Source organism: Tsukamurella sp. USMM236, assembly GCF_037148755.1.
GTDB lineage: Bacteria > Actinomycetota > Actinomycetes > Mycobacteriales > Mycobacteriaceae > Tsukamurella.
In genome coordinates this window covers 82904-97089 of sequence record NZ_JBBCSS010000004.1, presented here as the reverse complement: position 1 = coordinate 97089, position 14186 = coordinate 82904, and the positions used below count along the sequence as shown (strand labels likewise).

16 protein-coding genes and 1 other RNA gene are annotated in these 14186 nt (G+C 69.7%); 9 read left to right on the top strand and 8 right to left on the bottom strand.

The features are described from left to right. Positions 1–113: 113 nt before the first annotated feature. From WFK95_RS14570 to hisN, 3 genes are all read right to left on the bottom strand, one after another. The gene (locus WFK95_RS14570; protein ID WP_224648858.1) at positions 114–1355 is read right to left on the bottom strand and encodes an acyl-CoA dehydrogenase family protein; all 1242 of its coding nucleotides are present in this window, start codon (positions 1353–1355) and stop codon (positions 114–116) included. A 35-nt stretch (positions 1356–1390) separates the two neighbouring features. Then, a complete protein-coding gene (locus tag WFK95_RS14565) occupies positions 1391–2767 on the bottom strand; it encodes an acyl-CoA dehydrogenase family protein (RefSeq protein ID WP_374201340.1) in 1377 nt (458 codons plus the stop codon). 133 nt (positions 2768–2900) lie between these two features. Continuing rightward, entirely contained in the window at positions 2901–3701 is an 801-nt protein-coding gene (gene hisN / locus WFK95_RS14560; protein WP_224648854.1) for a histidinol-phosphatase, read from the bottom strand. A gap of 62 nt (positions 3702–3763) precedes the next feature. Here hisN and WFK95_RS14555 point away from each other — a divergent pair, with 62 nt between their 5' ends. Further along, positions 3764–4126: a hypothetical protein gene (locus tag WFK95_RS14555; protein ID WP_224648852.1), complete on the top strand. Its 363-nt coding sequence runs from the start codon at positions 3764–3766 to the stop codon at positions 4124–4126. A gap of 9 nt (positions 4127–4135) precedes the next feature. On the opposite strand, the gene WFK95_RS14550 is transcribed toward WFK95_RS14555, so the two are convergent. Next, complete coding sequence (locus WFK95_RS14550) at positions 4136–4906, bottom strand: sulfite exporter TauE/SafE family protein (RefSeq protein ID WP_224648850.1); 771 nt, start codon at positions 4904–4906, stop codon at positions 4136–4138. Positions 4907–4967: 61 nt separating this feature from the next. On the opposite strand from WFK95_RS14550, the gene prfB reads away from it, so the two are divergent. The 7 genes from prfB (at position 4968) to ssrA (ending at position 10525) form a co-directional block, all read left to right on the top strand. Further along, positions 4968–6083 carry a peptide chain release factor 2 gene (prfB, locus tag WFK95_RS14545; RefSeq protein WP_224648848.1) on the top strand — a complete coding sequence of 372 codons (1116 nt, stop codon included), beginning with the start codon at positions 4968–4970 and terminating at the stop codon, positions 6081–6083. After that, entirely contained in the window at positions 6073–6984 is a 912-nt protein-coding gene (locus WFK95_RS14540) for a mechanosensitive ion channel family protein (protein WP_224648846.1), read from the top strand. Before prfB ends, WFK95_RS14540 begins: the two co-directional genes overlap by 11 nt. After that, a complete protein-coding gene (locus tag WFK95_RS14535) occupies positions 6981–7577 on the top strand; it encodes a hypothetical protein (RefSeq protein WP_224648844.1) in 597 nt (198 codons plus the stop codon). Before WFK95_RS14540 ends, WFK95_RS14535 begins: the two co-directional genes overlap by 4 nt. 27 nt (positions 7578–7604) lie before the next feature. Continuing rightward, complete coding sequence (ftsE, locus tag WFK95_RS14530) at positions 7605–8294, top strand: cell division ATP-binding protein FtsE (RefSeq protein ID WP_068521966.1); 690 nt, start codon at positions 7605–7607, stop codon at positions 8292–8294. A 54-nt stretch (positions 8295–8348) separates the two neighbouring features. After that, on the top strand, positions 8349–9254 hold the full coding sequence (gene ftsX, locus WFK95_RS14525; protein WP_224648842.1) for a permease-like cell division protein FtsX: 906 nt from the start codon (positions 8349–8351) through the stop codon (positions 9252–9254). A 104-nt stretch (positions 9255–9358) separates the two neighbouring features. Continuing rightward, positions 9359–9838, top strand: a complete 480-nt coding sequence (gene smpB / locus WFK95_RS14520) for an SsrA-binding protein SmpB (RefSeq protein WP_224648840.1) — start codon at positions 9359–9361, stop codon at positions 9836–9838. Positions 9839–10154: 316 nt separating this feature from the next. Next, positions 10155–10525, top strand: a transfer-messenger RNA (tmRNA) gene (ssrA, locus tag WFK95_RS14515). A 45-nt stretch (positions 10526–10570) separates the two neighbouring features. Here ssrA and WFK95_RS14510 read toward each other — a convergent pair. Then, on the bottom strand, positions 10571–10780 hold the full coding sequence (locus WFK95_RS14510) for an excalibur calcium-binding domain-containing protein (protein ID WP_224648827.1): 210 nt from the start codon (positions 10778–10780) through the stop codon (positions 10571–10573). A 238-nt stretch (positions 10781–11018) separates the two neighbouring features. On the opposite strand from WFK95_RS14510, the gene WFK95_RS14505 reads away from it, so the two are divergent. Next, positions 11019–11966, top strand: coding sequence for an esterase/lipase family protein (locus WFK95_RS14505; RefSeq protein ID WP_336671118.1), 948 nt, complete (start codon positions 11019–11021; stop codon positions 11964–11966). Between the two features lie 4 nt (positions 11967–11970). On the opposite strand, the gene WFK95_RS14500 is transcribed toward WFK95_RS14505, so the two are convergent. From WFK95_RS14500 to WFK95_RS14490, 3 genes are all read right to left on the bottom strand, one after another. Then, complete coding sequence (locus WFK95_RS14500) at positions 11971–12717, bottom strand: esterase/lipase family protein (protein WP_336671117.1); 747 nt, start codon at positions 12715–12717, stop codon at positions 11971–11973. A gap of 51 nt (positions 12718–12768) precedes the next feature. Continuing rightward, on the bottom strand, positions 12769–13692 hold the full coding sequence (locus tag WFK95_RS14495; RefSeq protein ID WP_336671116.1) for a cation diffusion facilitator family transporter: 924 nt from the start codon (positions 13690–13692) through the stop codon (positions 12769–12771). 87 nt (positions 13693–13779) lie between these two features. Beyond that, positions 13780–14184, bottom strand: a complete 405-nt coding sequence (locus WFK95_RS14490) for a RidA family protein (RefSeq protein WP_146430997.1) — start codon at positions 14182–14184, stop codon at positions 13780–13782. Between the last annotated feature and the right edge of the window lie 2 nt (positions 14185–14186).

The following is a 14186-nucleotide window of genomic DNA, read 5'->3' as shown; positions in this document are numbered from 1 at the left end:
AAGGTCGCGGCGCGGGCCCGCGCGACTACGACTTTCGTCGCGGTCGGGTCGCGCACGCGAACGGGGCGCCGCCGCGGTCCACCGCGCCGACGCCCCGTCGTACCTCCCCTGGCTTACTTGAGCTGCGAGCTCGTGAGGTCCAGGTGACGGCGCGCGATGATCAGCTGCTGGATCTGCTGCGTGCCCTCGAAGATGTCGAGGATCTTCGAGTCGCGTGCCCACTTCTCGAGCAGCGTGCGCTCCGAGTAACCCAGCGCACCGGCCAGTTCCACGGCCTTGAGCGTGACGTCCGAGCCCACCCGGCCCGCCTTGGCCTTCGCCATCGACGCGTTCATCGAGTTCGGGAGCTTGTTGTCGGCCATCCAGCCCGACTTCAGCGTCAGCTGGTAGGCGGCTTCCCAGTCGGACTCGAGGCGGATGAACTCTGCCGCGGCGTGCGGCAGGGTGTTCACCGGCGCGTCGTAGTCGATGACGATGCCCGCGTTCTCGAGGACGGTGCGCAGCTCCTCCAGCGACGCCCGTGCGACGCCGATGGCCATGGCGGCCACCAGCGGACGGGTGTTGTCGAAGGTCTGCATGACCCCGGCGAAGCCCTTCTCGACGTTCACCTCGGGGCTGCCGAGGATGTTCTCGAAGGGGATGCGGCAGTCCTCGAAGCGGATCTCCGCGGTGTCCGAGGCGCGGATGCCGAGCTTGTGCTCGAGCCGGGCAACGGTGACGCCCGGGTGCTCGCGGGGCACCACGAAGGACTTGATCGCGGCGCGGCCGGCGCTCTTGTCCACGGTCGCCCACACCACGATGTGGTCGGCGCGCGAGCCCGAGGTCACGAAGATCTTGGTGCCGTTGAGGACCCACTCGTCGCCGTCGCGGGTCGCTGTCGCGGTGACGGCGGCCGAGTCCGAGCCGAACGACGGCTCGGTGATCGCCATGGACGCCCACACCTTGCCGAAGCGCTCGAGCTGCTCGTCGGTCGCGACGGCGGCGATCGCGGCGTTACCGAGGCCCTGGTAGGGGAAGGCGAGCATGAGGCCCGCGTCGCCCCAGCACATCTCGATCGCGTTGATGATCGACTCCATGGTGCCGCCGTTGCGGCTGCCCGCGGTGACATCGGCCGGCTTGGGCTTGGGCTTCTCCTCGCCCTCGCCCTTCTTGCGGTCGCCCGTGGCGGCCGACGGGGCCTGGCCCGCGTCCGCGAGCCCGTCGTAGAGGGCCGCGATGGTGTCGAGTTCCTTGGGGTACTCGTGCTCGGCGAGGTCGTACTTGCGCGAGATGGGGCGGAAGATCTCGGCCGCACCCTGGTGCGACATCTCGGCCGACGCCTTCAGCTTCTTGGGGAGTTCCAGATTGATTGCCATGAGGGTTCTTTCTTCTGCTCTGAAGTCGAAGGGGCCTAGAGGACGACGACGCCCTCGGCGATGCCGACGGCGCGCAGGTCGCGGTACCAGCGCTCCACGGGGTGCTCCTTCGTGAAGCCGTGCCCGCCGAGCAGCTGGACGCCGTCCAGGCCGATCCGCATGCCCTTGTCGGTGGCGAACTTCCGCGCGAGCGCGGCCTCGCGGCCGAAGGACAGGCCCTGGTCGGCGCGCGCGGCGCCGCGCCATACGAGCAGCTCCAGGCCCTCGACCTCGGTCGCCATGTCGGCCACGGCGAAGGCCACCGCCTGCCGGTGCGCGATCGGCTCGCCGAAGGCCTCGCGCTCCTTGACGTACGGGGTGACGTAGTCGAGCACGGCGCGCGACGTGCCGAGCGCGAGCGCCGACCAGCCGAGGCGGGCCAGGCGCACCACGTCGGTGTAGTTCTGGGTAGCGGTGTCGAGGTCGACCTCGCCCAGCAGCGCGGTCGCGGGAACCTTGACGTTGTTGAGGTTCAGGCGGCCGAGCGCGGCGGCGCGCAGGCCCATGCTGGGGTCGCCCTCGACGATCACGCCGTCGGTGCCGGACTCGACGATGAACAGGGCGGGCTTGCCGTCCAGCTCGGCGCCGACCACGAACAGTTCGGCCGAACCGGCCTGTGGCACCATCGACTTCACGCCGCTCAGGACGTAGCCGCCCGTGGTGCGCGTGGCCTTGGTGGACAGCGCGAACGGGTTGAACAGCGCGCCGGGCTCGGCGATCACCACGGAGGACTGCGGCACGGACTCGCCGGCGTACTCCTTGAGGTAGGTCTGCTGCTGGCCGTCGGAGCCGAACTGCGACAGCGTCACCGCGACGCCGCTGGGGGCGAGGATCGGCAGCGCGAGGCCCATGTCGCCGTGGGCGAGGGCCGCGGCGACGAGGGCGTTGGTCACCGCGCCGCGGTCGCTGCCGGCACCGTCGAGCTCCTCGGGCACGTTGATCATGGTGATGCCGAGCTCGGTCGCGCGCTCGAGCAGCGACGCCGGGGCCGCGGTCGCCGCGTCGGCGTCGAAGGCCGCCGGACGGACGATCTCGGCTGCGAAGTCCCGCACCGTGTCGACGATCATCTGCTGCTCGTCGTCCGGGGTGAGGTCGTAGTTCGACTTCGTGCTCGAGCTCAGCCGCTTCGGCTTACCGGTGCCGGCGACCACCTTGAAGGTCCGGTTCGCGGCGCCGAGCGCCTTGAATCCGTGCTTGGTGCCCTCGTAGGCGACGCGGTTCACCACGTCCTGCAGGCCGCGGTTCTGGACGAAGGGCGTCTGCACCACGGCCATCAGGGCGCGGATCAGCTGGCCCGTGGGGTTCCGCCGGATCGGGTTCTTCCCGATGGCGCTGGTGTCCCGGGGATCGGTTGACGTGCTCATCTCCACCATCTCGTCGTCGTGGCGGCGCTGGTCGCGGGGGTGATCCCGGCGTCCTGGCCGCCAACTTACTCATCAGTCAGATGAGACCTTACTCCTCGGTAAGTTAAGTGCCAAGAGATGGGACGAAAACCGTGTCGGCGTGTCAGGGAGTGAGACGTGCCAGCACCTGGGGGTGCAGCGCCGGGTTCGCGGCCACGGCCGAGCCCGCGTGCGGGCCCGGCGTCCCGTCGGTGCCGGTGAACACGCCCCCGGCCTCGCGCACCACGATCTCGACAGCGGCCAGATCCCACAGGGACACTTCGGGTTCCACCGCGATGTCCACCGCGCCCTCCGCGACCAGGCAGTAGCTCCAGAAGTCGCCGTAGCCGCGCAGGCGCCACGCGTCGGCGGCCAGCGCCAGGAAGCGCTCGCGCGATCCGGCGTCGGGGAAGTACGACAGGTCGGAGAAGGAGATCGACGAGTCCGCGATCTCCTGCACGCCCGAGACCGCGATCCGGCGCGGCTCGGCACCGTCGAAGGAGACGAACGAGCCGACGCCCGCGCCGGCGAACCAGCGGCGCTTGAGCGCGGGGGCCGAGACCACGCCCACCACGGGCACGCCGTCCTCGAGGAGCGCGATCAGCGTGCACCAGACCGGCACCGCGCGGACGTAGTTCTTCGTGCCGTCGATGGGATCGATCACCCACTGCCGGCCCTCGAAGACGGCCTCGCCCCCGAACTCCTCGCCGAGCACCGCGTCGCCGGGGCGTTCCGCGGCGAGCCGCTCGCGGATGAGCGTCTCGGTGGCGAGGTCGGCGTCGGAGACGGGCGTGAGGTCGGGCTTGGCGTCGACCTTCAGGTCCAGCGCGCCGAACCGCGCCATGGTCAGCTCGTCGGCCGCGTCCGCGAGGGCGAGGGCCAGGGCGAGGTCGGGGTTCACGGGGTTCGACGGTGCGCTCGACATGCGAGAACGGTAGCCGAGGCCGGTCACGGGCGCGGGGCGGTCCCCGTCGGTAATCTGGACATATGGAATGGATCTGGGTGCTCATGCTCGCCGCGATGCTGGGCGCGCTCGTCGTCATGTGGCAGCGCTCCAAGCGGGGCACGCTCGGGACCGCGCCGGCGGGCCCGGGCATGGAGGACGGGATGCTCACGCTCAGCGGCGTGAGCCCGCGCCCGGTCGAACCCGATCAGAAGGGGCAGGCCTTCGTCACGGTCTCCGGCACCGTCGAGGGCCCGACCACCCCGCCGACGCACGTCTACCGGCGGCTGATCGTGGACTTCACTGAGCGCTGGCCGGAGGTCGGGGACCGTCTGCCCGTCTACTACAAGGTGGGCAAGGTCGACAGCTCCTGGCAGCTCGGCTCGCTGCAGCCGCCCGCCATCTGATCGCAGGGCCTAGGTGGTGAGGAGCCGCCACAGCCCGATGGTGCCGACCACCACGATGATCGTGCGTAGCGCGGTGGGGGAGAGGCCTCGGCCGAAGCGCGCGCCGAGCGCTCCGCCGATCAGGGAACCCACCGCGATGACCCCGGCCACAGGCCAGGCGATCCGGTCGAAGGCGAACACCAGGTAGAACACCGCCGCGACCACGTTGACCAGCAGGGAGAGCAGGTTCTTCGCCGCGTTGATGCGCTGCAGGTCGTCGTGCACCAGGACGCCCATCGCGGCGACCAGCAGGATGCCCTGCGCGGCGGTGAAGTAGCCGCCGTAGATGCCGATCGCGAACGTGGCGGCGACGAGCGCGGCGAGCCGGCCCGTCGAGGGCGGTGTGTCGGCATCGTCGTGCGGGGCGGTCCACCGCTGGATGCGGGGCTGCAGGACCACGAGCGCCAGCGCCAGGACCAGGAGGATCGGGACGATCGTCTCGAACACCGTCTCCGGCAGGTGCAGCAGGAGGAACGCGCCGACCACCGCCCCCGCCACCGACGCCGGCATCTGCCAGCGCAGCCGGTCGAACTGCCCGGAGAGCTCGCGGCGGTACCCCCAGGTGCCGGAGATCCCGCCCGCGACGAGGCCGATCGCGTTGCTGATCGTCGCGGTGACCGGCGGGACGCCGAAGGCGACGAGCGTGGGGAAGGTGATGAGGGTGCCGCTGCCGACGAGGGAGTTGATGAAACCGGCCCCGACACCGGCCGCGAGGACGATCAGCAGCTCCCATCCGTCCATGACGCGACCATAGTGCGCCGTCGGCCTCGGCCATCGCGGCGGCCCAGTATCCTGGGTGACTGTGCATCCTGACGTAGCCGCAGACATCGACAGCCTCGACACCACCCTGCAGACGGTGGAGAAGGTGATCGACCTCGACGAGCTGCGCCGGCGCGTCGACGAGCTGGAACACAAGGCGTCCGACCCCGAGCTGTGGAACGACCAGGCCAACGCCCAGCAGGTCACGAGCGAGCTGTCCTACGCCCAGGCGGAGCTGCGCCGCGTCACCGACCTGCGGCAGCGGCTCGACGACCTGCCCGTGCTCTACGAGCTGGCCGACGCGGAGGAGGGCGACGACAAGGCGGCGGCGCTCGAGGACGCCGACGGCGACCGCGCCCAGCTGCGCACCGAGATCGAGGCCATGGAGGTCAAGACCATGCTCTCGGGCGAGTACGACGCCCGCGACGCGCTGGTCAACATCCGCGCCGGCGCCGGCGGCGTCGACGCCGCGGACTGGGCCGAGATGCTCATGCGCATGTACATCCGCTGGGCCGAGAAGCACGGCTACGGCGTCGAGGTCTACGACACCAGCTACGCCGAGGAGGCGGGCCTGAAGTCCGCCACCTTCGCGGTCAAGACGGACTACGCCTACGGCACCCTCTCGGTCGAGATGGGCACCCACCGCCTCGTGCGGATCAGCCCCTTCGACAACCAGGGCCGCCGCCAGACCTCCTTCGCCGAGGTCGAGGTGCTGCCGGTGGTGGAGACCACCGACCACATCGACGTCGACGAGAACGAGGTGCGCGTCGACGTGTACCGCTCGTCGGGCCCGGGCGGCCAGTCGGTCAACACCACCGACTCCGCGGTGCGGCTCACGCACATCCCCACCGGCATCGTCGTCACCTGCCAGAACGAGAAGAGCCAGCTGCAGAACAAGGTCTCGGCCATGAAGGTCCTGCAGGCCAAGCTGCTCGAGCGCAAGCGGCAGGAGGAGCGCGCGCAGATGGACGCGCTCAAGACGAACGAGGGCGCCTCCTGGGGCAACCAGATGCGCTCCTACGTGCTGCACCCGTACCAGATGGTGAAGGACCTGCGCACCGAGTACGAGGTGAACAACCCGTCGGCCGTGCTCGACGGCGATCTGGACGGCTTCATCGAGGCGGGTATCCGCTGGCGGATGCGCGGCGATGACGAGTAGCGCGCTGCTCGCGAACTCGATCCTCCCCGACGTCACGGGGTGGCGCCTCCTCATGTTCGAGCGGGTCCTGCCGATCATGCTGTGGATCATCGCCGCGGTCCTGGCGAACCGGTTCGTGAACTGGTTCTCGGCGCGGGTCACCATGCGGATCGACGCCCAGTTCAAGAACAGCGACTCGCTGGTGCGCTCGGAGTCCGCGAAGCACCAGCACGCGCTCATCCAGGTGATCAGCTGGGTCGCGATCGCCGCGATCTACCTGTTCGCCGCCTATCAGATCGTCAAGGCGCTCGGCGTGCCGATCAACGCCCTCGTCGCGCCGGCCACCGTCATCGGCGCGGCCCTCGGTTTCGGCGCCCAGCGGGTGGTGCAGGACCTGCTGGCCGGCTTCTTCCTCATCACCGAGCGGCAGTACGGCTTCGGTGATGTGGTGAACCTCTCGCTGACCGGCGGCTCGGAGGCCGAGGGCACCGTCTCCGACGTCACGCTGCGGGTCACCAAGCTCCGCAACACCGACGGCGAGGTCATCACCGTGCCGAACGGGCAGATCGTCAAGGCCACCAACCTGTCGAAGGACTGGGCGCGCGCCGTGGTCGACATCCCGTTGCCGAAGACCGTCGACATGGGGAAGGTCAACACGCTGCTGCACCGCGTCGGCGAGCGGGCCTATCACGACCCGAAGATGTCGACGCTGCTGCTCGACGAGCCCACCCTCATGGGCATCGAGTCGATCGACCTCGACCGGGTGAACCTGCGGATGGTCGCCCGCACCCTGCCCGGCAAGCAGTTCGAGGTGGGTCGCAACCTGCGCGAGCGCATCGTCCGCAGCCTGGCGACGGCCGGCATCGACGTCGCGCCCGTCACCGACACCGTCGAGGACGAGGAGGAGGTGACGCCGCAGTGAGCGACATCTCGAAGGGGTCGCCGGACGAGCCCGAGAACGACGCCGACGCCACGACGGAGATCCGCGCCCAGGCCGCGCCGCCCGAGCCGCCTCCCGCGCCGTCCGAGCCCACCCGGGCGCTCCCGGCCGCGTGGGAGCGCATCCCGAAGACGATCCCGCACACCCGCGCGCGCACCAGCACCGTCGTCCTGGGGCTGCTGTTCCTGGGGCTGATGTGGTGGTACCTCGACCTGTACGCGCAGTTCGTCCCCGAGGAGCAGCGCCGCACCGGGCAGACGCCGGTCGCCACCACGACGGCGCCCGCGCAGGAGGAGCCCACGTACGACGCGCCGGTCACGACCACGCCCCCGCGGGCACCGTCGAGCGCGGTCCCGTCGAGCGGTGGGCCGGGGGAGTCCGGCGCACCGTCGTCGACGGTGCCGGGCCGCTCGGGTGAGCCGGGGACCGCCACCACCACGGGAGGCGCGACGACCACCTCCGCGCCGGGCGGGATCGTGCTGCCGGGCGGGGTCACGCTGCCGGGGATTCCGGGCGCGACGACCGAGCCGCCCACCACCGGCGGCGCACCGACGACGGTGGTTCCGCCGGGCTAGTGCGCGGCGTCAGTAGACTGGGCGCTCGTGATCACGCTCCAGAACGTCACGATGATGTACAAGGCGTCGGCCCGGCCGGCGCTCCACGACCTGTCGCTCGAGATCGGCAAGGGTGAGTTCGCCTTCCTGATCGGGCCCTCGGGTTCCGGGAAGTCGACGTTCTTCCGGCTCCTGCTCAAGGAGGACAAGCCGACGAGCGGCGACGTCTACGTGGGCGATTACCACGTGAACAAGCTCTCCGGGCGCCGCGTGCCGCAGCTGCGGCAGTCGCTGGGGTGCGTCTTCCAGGACTTCCGCCTGCTCCAGCAGAAGACGGTGGCCGAGAACGTGGCCTTCGCCCTCGAGGTCATCGGCAAGCCGCGCAACGTCATCGACCGGACGGTCCCGCAGGTGCTCGATTACGTGGGCCTCGGCGGCAAGGCGAACCGCATGCCCAGCGAGCTGTCGGGCGGCGAGAAGCAGCGCGTGGCCATCGCCCGCGCCATCGCCAACCGGCCGCTGCTGCTCCTCGCCGACGAGCCGACCGGCAACCTCGACCCCGACACCTCCGCGGAGATCGTGGACGTGCTCGACCGGATCAACCGGGCCGGGACCACCGTGGTCATGGCCACGCACGACCGCCACATCGTGGACTCGATGCGCCGCCGCGTGATCGAGTTCCGCATGGGCGAGATGGTGCGCGACGACGCCACCGGCGTGTACGGGCTGGGCCGCTGACGGCGCCCGCCGCCCCCGCCGCCGCCGACGACGAACCGAAGGACTGAATTTCCAGTGCGAGCCAGTTTCATCACCAGCGAGGTCTTCACGGGCCTCCGCCGGAACGTGAGCATGACGATCGCCATGATCCTCACCACCGCGATCTCGCTCGGCCTGTTCGGCGGCGGCCTGCTCGTGGTGCGGATGGCGGACAAGAGTCAGGACATCTTCCTGCAGCGCGTCGAGATCCAGGTGTTCGTCGACGACAAGGTCGCCGCTGACGATCCCGACTGCCAGAAGGCCGTGTGCCAGGCGATCGAGTCGAAGATCAAGGCGCAGCCGGGCGTCGACTCGATCGACTACATCTCGCAGGACAAGGCGCTCGAGACCGCGAAGACCAAGACCTTCGCCGACCAGCCCGAGCTCGCCGAGCTGGTGCGGCCCGGCGTGTTGCCCGCGTCCTTCAAGGTGCGCGTGGGCGACGAGACGAAGTTCTCCGCGGTGATCGACGCGGTGAAGGGACAGCCCGGCGTGGCCGGGGTCCAGGACCAGCGTGAGCTGGTGGAACGGGTCTTCTCCGTGCTCAACGGCGCGCGGAACGCCGCCTTCTTCGTCGCCCTGATCCAGGCCGTCGCCGCGGTGCTGCTGATCGCGAACATGGTGCAGGTGGCCGCGTACACGCGGCGCACCGAGGTCTCGATCATGCGCCTGGTGGGCGCCTCCCGCTGGTACACCCAGCTGCCCTTCCTGCTGGAGGCGGTGATCGGCGCCGTCATCGGCGCGGTCCTCGCGATCGCCGGCCTGTTCGCGGGCAAGGCCCTGTTCTTCGACCGCGCCCTGCGCGAGATGTACGGCGTGAACATCCTGGCGCGGATCACGAACACCGACGTGCTGCTGGTCTCCCCGTGGCTGCTCCTCGTGGGCGCCGGCTTCGCCGCCATCACCGCGTACGTCACGCTGCGCTTCTACGTCCGGGAGTAGCCCCGCCGATAAGTCGCTTTCCGCGCACCGTCGCATCCCCGTACGATGGAGTGGTTGTCCAGCGTGACCGGCACTCGGTCGCGGCGTACGGAAGGGAAGGGACGATGGCGAAGGAGAAGGGGCGCTCGGTGATCGCGAGCAACCGCAAGGCGCGCCACAACTACGCCATCCTCGACACCTTCGAGGCCGGCGTGGTGCTGGTGGGTACCGAGGTGAAGGCGCTCCGCGAGGGCAAAGCGTCTCTGGTGGACGCCTACGCCACGATCGACGACGGCGAGGTCTGGCTACGCGGCCTGCACATCCCCGAGTACGGCAACGGCTCGTGGACCAACCACACGCCGCGCCGCACGCGGAAGCTGCTCATGCACCGCCGCGAGATCGACTCGCTGACCGGCAAGATCCGCGAGGGCAACCAGACCCTGGTGCCGCTGTCGATGTACTTCAACGAGGGCCGGGTCAAGGTCGAGCTGGCGCTCGCCAAGGGCAAGCAGGACTACGACAAGCGCCAGGACATCGCCCGCCGCACCGCCGAGCGCGAGCTCGTCAAGGAGCTCGGCCGGCGCGTCAAGGGCATGCGCGGCTGATTTCTTTCCGACGGTGCCCGGCGTGGCGCGTTGAGTTCCGGTCTTGGCGGGCGTTCACTTGAGATACGAGTTACTGATGTGACTCGTGGGACTCAAGTGAGGAGCGGATCCATGAGTGTCGAGAACAAGGCCAAGGTCGTTTCGCTGGCGCATCGCATCGGAGCGGTGCTGCTCACCGTGCTGATGAACATGAACGCCTCCGCCGCTGGCGTGCGGCTGCGCACCGTCTGATAATCGCTGGACAGTCGCCGATGCCGGTGCGGTAGTATGGAACTTCCACTCCGCATGGGGTGGGCTTCCGCAGAGCGGACGATGAGGGGCCGATCGGTTTCGACTTCGTTTGTTGACGCGGGGGAAGCGTGCCGGTGCAGGCTGGAGACCACCGTAAGCGTCGCAGCAACCCTATAAGCGCCGATTCCAATCAGCGCGACTTCGCTCTCGCTGCCTAAGCAGCCAGGCGAGTCTGTCAGTCCGGGTTTGCCCTCGGCCCGGGTACTGGCATCAGCTAGAGGGATTCACCCCGCGGTGCGGTCGCGGTATCGCGGGGGACATCAAACAGCGACTGGGATCGTCATCCCGGCTCGTCCGTGAGACCGGGAGATCCGAGTAGAGACAGAGCGGACTGCGCACGGAGAAGCCCCGTAGAAATGACGGAGGACCCGGGTTCAATTCCCGGCGGCTCCACAGCGAAGCGCCCCCGGCCATCGGCCGGGGGCGCTTTCGTGTCCGGTGCTACTTCTTCACCTCGCAGGCGATCCCGTCTCCGTCGCGGTCGAGGTGGCTCGCGTACCCGGGATCGCCCTTGAGCAGTGGGGCCTTGCCGGCTTTGCGCACCTCGGTGCAGTTCTTGTAGTACGGGTCGGCGTGCGACACGGCGGCGGGGGCGGCGAGGGCTGCGATCGAGAACGCGGCGACGACGACGCGGGTGAAGGTGGGGGACATGGGTACTCCTGCAGACCGGGGGAAGCGACGACCGCGGGACGGTCCCTCTCCCGCGGTTCTTACGGTGTACGCCTTTGCGGCGGCAAGCCGATTGCCGGATATGGGTAATTAGCCGGGAAAGTGACCGCATCGCACGATTCGGCGGCGATGGTGGAGCGGCCGGGCCGGACGGCTGTGGGTGAAACAAGTTCTAGAAATGTCTCTCAGTACGACGTGGGTTGGGCTATCGTCCGTGAGCATGAACCTGCGCTCCGTATGGCGACGGGCGGCCGTCGCGGCGGCCGGCATCGCGCTCCTGGCGGCGGCACCGTCGACCGCGGCGCCGCTGCCCGAGAACTTCAACTTCTTCGGCGGCATACCGTCGGAACTGACGAACGCGAACGGCTCGCTGCCGGGGACGAACGACTACTCCTGCAGGCCGACGGCTCGTCATCCCAATCCCGTCGTGCTGGTGCACGGCACCGGCGGCGGCTCGCAGACGAACTGGGGCGCGTACGCGCCGCTGCTCAAGAACAACGGCTACTGCGTCTTCTCCTTCACCTACGGCGCGCTGCCCGGCGCGCCGTGGCCGGTGAATCAGATCGGCGGGACCCGGCCGCTCGCGGCCAGCGCGCAGCAGCTCAAGCAGACGGTGGAACGCGTTCTCGCATCGACCGGCGCGAAGAAGGTCGACCTCATCGGCCACTCGCAGGGCACGCTCATGCCGTCGTACTTCGTGAAGTACCTGGGCGGCGCCGACAAGGTGGGCAAGTACGTCTCACTCGCGCCGCTCTGGCGCGGCACCGGCGGCGACCTCGGGCGCGCGGCCTCCGTCTTCGTTCGCGGCCTGAACATCCGCGATCCGTACTTCCCGGTTTTCGAGTCGATCGGCGACATGCTGCCGGGATCGCGCTTCCTCGACAAGATCTGGGCCGACGGTACGCCCTATGCGCGCGGCGTCGAGTACACGAACATCTCCACCCGCTTCGACGAGTTGGTGCTGCCGTACACGAGCGGCCAGCTCGACGGCCCGCCCGGAATCAAGGTCACCAACATCGTCGTGCAGGACACCTGCGGCCAGGACTTCTCCGACCATCTGGCCATCGCGGGTTCCCGGCGCGCGGCGTACTTCGCGCTCAACGCCCTCGACCCGCAGCATCCGCGGCCGGTGCCCTGTTACGTGGTGCCGCCGTTCACGGGGTCCTGACCAGCTAGCCTCCGCTGGCGGCCCGGCCCGCCGGGTACAGGGTGTTCGCCGCCTGGATCGAGCCGGCGGCCTCGTCGGCGCGCACGCCCTCGCACCGTCCGGCGACCGCGGCCTGGACCTGCGCGATGACGCGCGGGTCCACGGGCTCGACGGTGTGGTCGAATCCGCCGTTCCCGGTGGCCGACGGGACGGGCGTCATCCGGCACTGCGGTCCGGTGATGCGGCCGTCGGCCCACTCCTTGGCGCTCCGGATCGAGAAGTACTGCGTGGGTCCGACGGCCCCGACGCCGCTGTTCAGTGTGGCGAGGAAGCCCGAACCGGGGCACACCTCGCGGGCGGTGCCGGACTGCGAGCAGGCGGCGGGGCTGCCGTACTGCGCGGTGCCGATCGCGACGTAGTGGGTCACCTTCGGGGCTCCGCCCAGCGCCTTGAGGTAGTAGCGGGCGCTGAGGCCGCCCACGCTGTGGCCGACCAGGGAGACGGGGCCGCCGCCGGCCTTCGCCCGGTCGACGGCCGCGCCGATCGCGGCGGCGTCGGAGCGCAGGTCGAGGCCCCGCAGGTTCAGCACCTCGACCCGCGACCCGGACCGCTCGAGGGCGGCCTTCATTGGCTGGTAGGGCAGCGAAGCGATGTACTGGCCGGGAACGATGACGACGGTGCCCTGCGCGGGCGCGGCGGCAGCGGGTGCCGCGAGGGCGCCGGTCGCGGCGACGGCCGCCGCCAGGGCGAGGAGGGAGCGTCCTGCATTCATGCAGGGGAGCCTAACCTAAACAATCAGGGTTGAGAAGGATCGTGTCGCGGCTCACTCCGAGCGGTACGCCTCCCCGTGGGGCTCGTCGCAGTGGTCCTCGGCGCCGTCGTGATCGACCTGGAGGGTCGCGTGCTCGATGCCGTACTCGTCGTGCAGCATGCCGCTGATCTTCGAGCGGACGGCGTGGCAGTCCGCGGCCGCGTCGACGAGGACGTGCGCCGACAGCGCGGGCTGGCCCGAGGTGATCTCCCAGATGTGCAGGTCGTGCACCTCGGTCACGGACGGGACGGCCGCGACGTCGCGCCCGACCTCGGCGGGGTCGATGCCCTCGGGCGCGGCCTCGAGGAAGATCCGCCCCGACGCCTTGACCAGCCCCCAGCCGGCCTTGAGCATGAGCGCGGCCACCACCAGCGCGGCGATCGCATCCGCCTGACCCCACCCCGTGGCCCAGATGATCGCGCCCGCGATGGCGGTGGCGATGAAGGCGTACAGGTCGTTGAGGATGTGCTGGTAGGCGCCCTCGACGTTGAGGCTGGTGCGGTTGGCGCGCCGGATGCACCACGTGGCGGCGAGGTTCACGGCGCAGCCGGCGAGGGCGGTGAAGAAGACCAGCCGGCCGTCGACGTCGGGCGGCGTGATCAGCCGCGAGATGCCCTCGTAGACGAAGAACGCCGCGAGGAGCAGGAGGGTGATCCCGTTTGCCTGCGCCGACAGGATCTCCACCCGCTTGAGGCCCCAGGTGTACCCGCCCTTCGCCGGCTTCGCGGCGATCTTGATCGCGACCAGCGCGAGCACGATCGCCGCGGCGTCGGTCAGCATGTGCGCGGCATCGGTGATCAGCGCGAGGGAGCTCGCGATGATGCCGATCGTCACCTCGATCGCCATGAAGCCGACGATGAGCGCCAGGGCCAGGCTCAGCCAGCGCTTGTCGGCGTCCGCCGACACCCCGTGGTCGTGTCCCGCGTGTCCGCTCATCTCAGCTCCGCCCCTCGTCCGATGAGATCACCGGACGAACATACATGGCTGTATGCGCATGTATCAATGGGCGGAGCGCGGCGACGATCAGTCGAGCACGGCGAGCGCGTCGATCTCCACGAGCATGACCTCGTGCGGGAGGTCGACGAAGACCGTCGTGCGGCAGGGGAGCGCGGCGCCCTCGGGCACGTTCTCGGCGATGAACGCACCGTAGACCTCGTTCATCGGGGCGAAGTCGTCGCGCGTGGTGAGGTAGACGCGGAACATGAGCACGTCGGCCACCGAGGCGCCGCCGGCCTCGAGGATCGCCTTGACGTTCTCCAGGGTGCGCCGGGTCTGCTCCTTGACGTCGCCCTCGGCGATGTACTGGTTCGTCGCCGGGTCCATCGGGCCCTGGCCCGAGACCTGCAGCATGTTTCCGCGGCGCACGCCCTGGGAGAAGAAGTGGGCGGGAGCGGGCGCGTCGGTGGTGGAGACGGCGGTCGCGGTCATGG

What these genes read in the sequence shown, in the direction of transcription:
- WFK95_RS14505 (WP_336671118.1), top strand. Translation starts at nt 11,019, where the DNA reads ATGAACCTGCGCTCCGTATGGCGACGGGCGGCCGTCGCGGCGGCCGGC.
- WFK95_RS14565 (WP_374201340.1), bottom strand. Translation starts at nt 2,767, where the DNA reads ATGGTGGAGATGAGCACGTCAACCGATCCCCGGGACACCAGCGCCATC.
- smpB (WP_224648840.1), top strand. Translation starts at nt 9,359, where the DNA reads ATGGCGAAGGAGAAGGGGCGCTCGGTGATCGCGAGCAACCGCAAGGCG.
- WFK95_RS14550 (WP_224648850.1), bottom strand. Translation starts at nt 4,906, where the DNA reads ATGGACGGATGGGAGCTGCTGATCGTCCTCGCGGCCGGTGTCGGGGCC.
- WFK95_RS14500 (WP_336671117.1), bottom strand. Translation starts at nt 12,717, where the DNA reads ATGAATGCAGGACGCTCCCTCCTCGCCCTGGCGGCGGCCGTCGCCGCG.
- WFK95_RS14495 (WP_336671116.1), bottom strand. Translation starts at nt 13,692, where the DNA reads ATGAGCGGACACGCGGGACACGACCACGGGGTGTCGGCGGACGCCGAC.
- WFK95_RS14510 (WP_224648827.1), bottom strand. Translation starts at nt 10,780, where the DNA reads ATGTCCCCCACCTTCACCCGCGTCGTCGTCGCCGCGTTCTCGATCGCA.
- WFK95_RS14490 (WP_146430997.1), bottom strand. Translation starts at nt 14,184, where the DNA reads ATGACCGCGACCGCCGTCTCCACCACCGACGCGCCCGCTCCCGCCCAC.
- WFK95_RS14570 (WP_224648858.1), bottom strand. Translation starts at nt 1,355, where the DNA reads ATGGCAATCAATCTGGAACTCCCCAAGAAGCTGAAGGCGTCGGCCGAG.
- WFK95_RS14540 (WP_224648846.1), top strand. Translation starts at nt 6,073, where the DNA reads ATGACGAGTAGCGCGCTGCTCGCGAACTCGATCCTCCCCGACGTCACG.
- hisN (WP_224648854.1), bottom strand. Translation starts at nt 3,701, where the DNA reads ATGTCGAGCGCACCGTCGAACCCCGTGAACCCCGACCTCGCCCTGGCC.
- WFK95_RS14555 (WP_224648852.1), top strand. Translation starts at nt 3,764, where the DNA reads ATGGAATGGATCTGGGTGCTCATGCTCGCCGCGATGCTGGGCGCGCTC.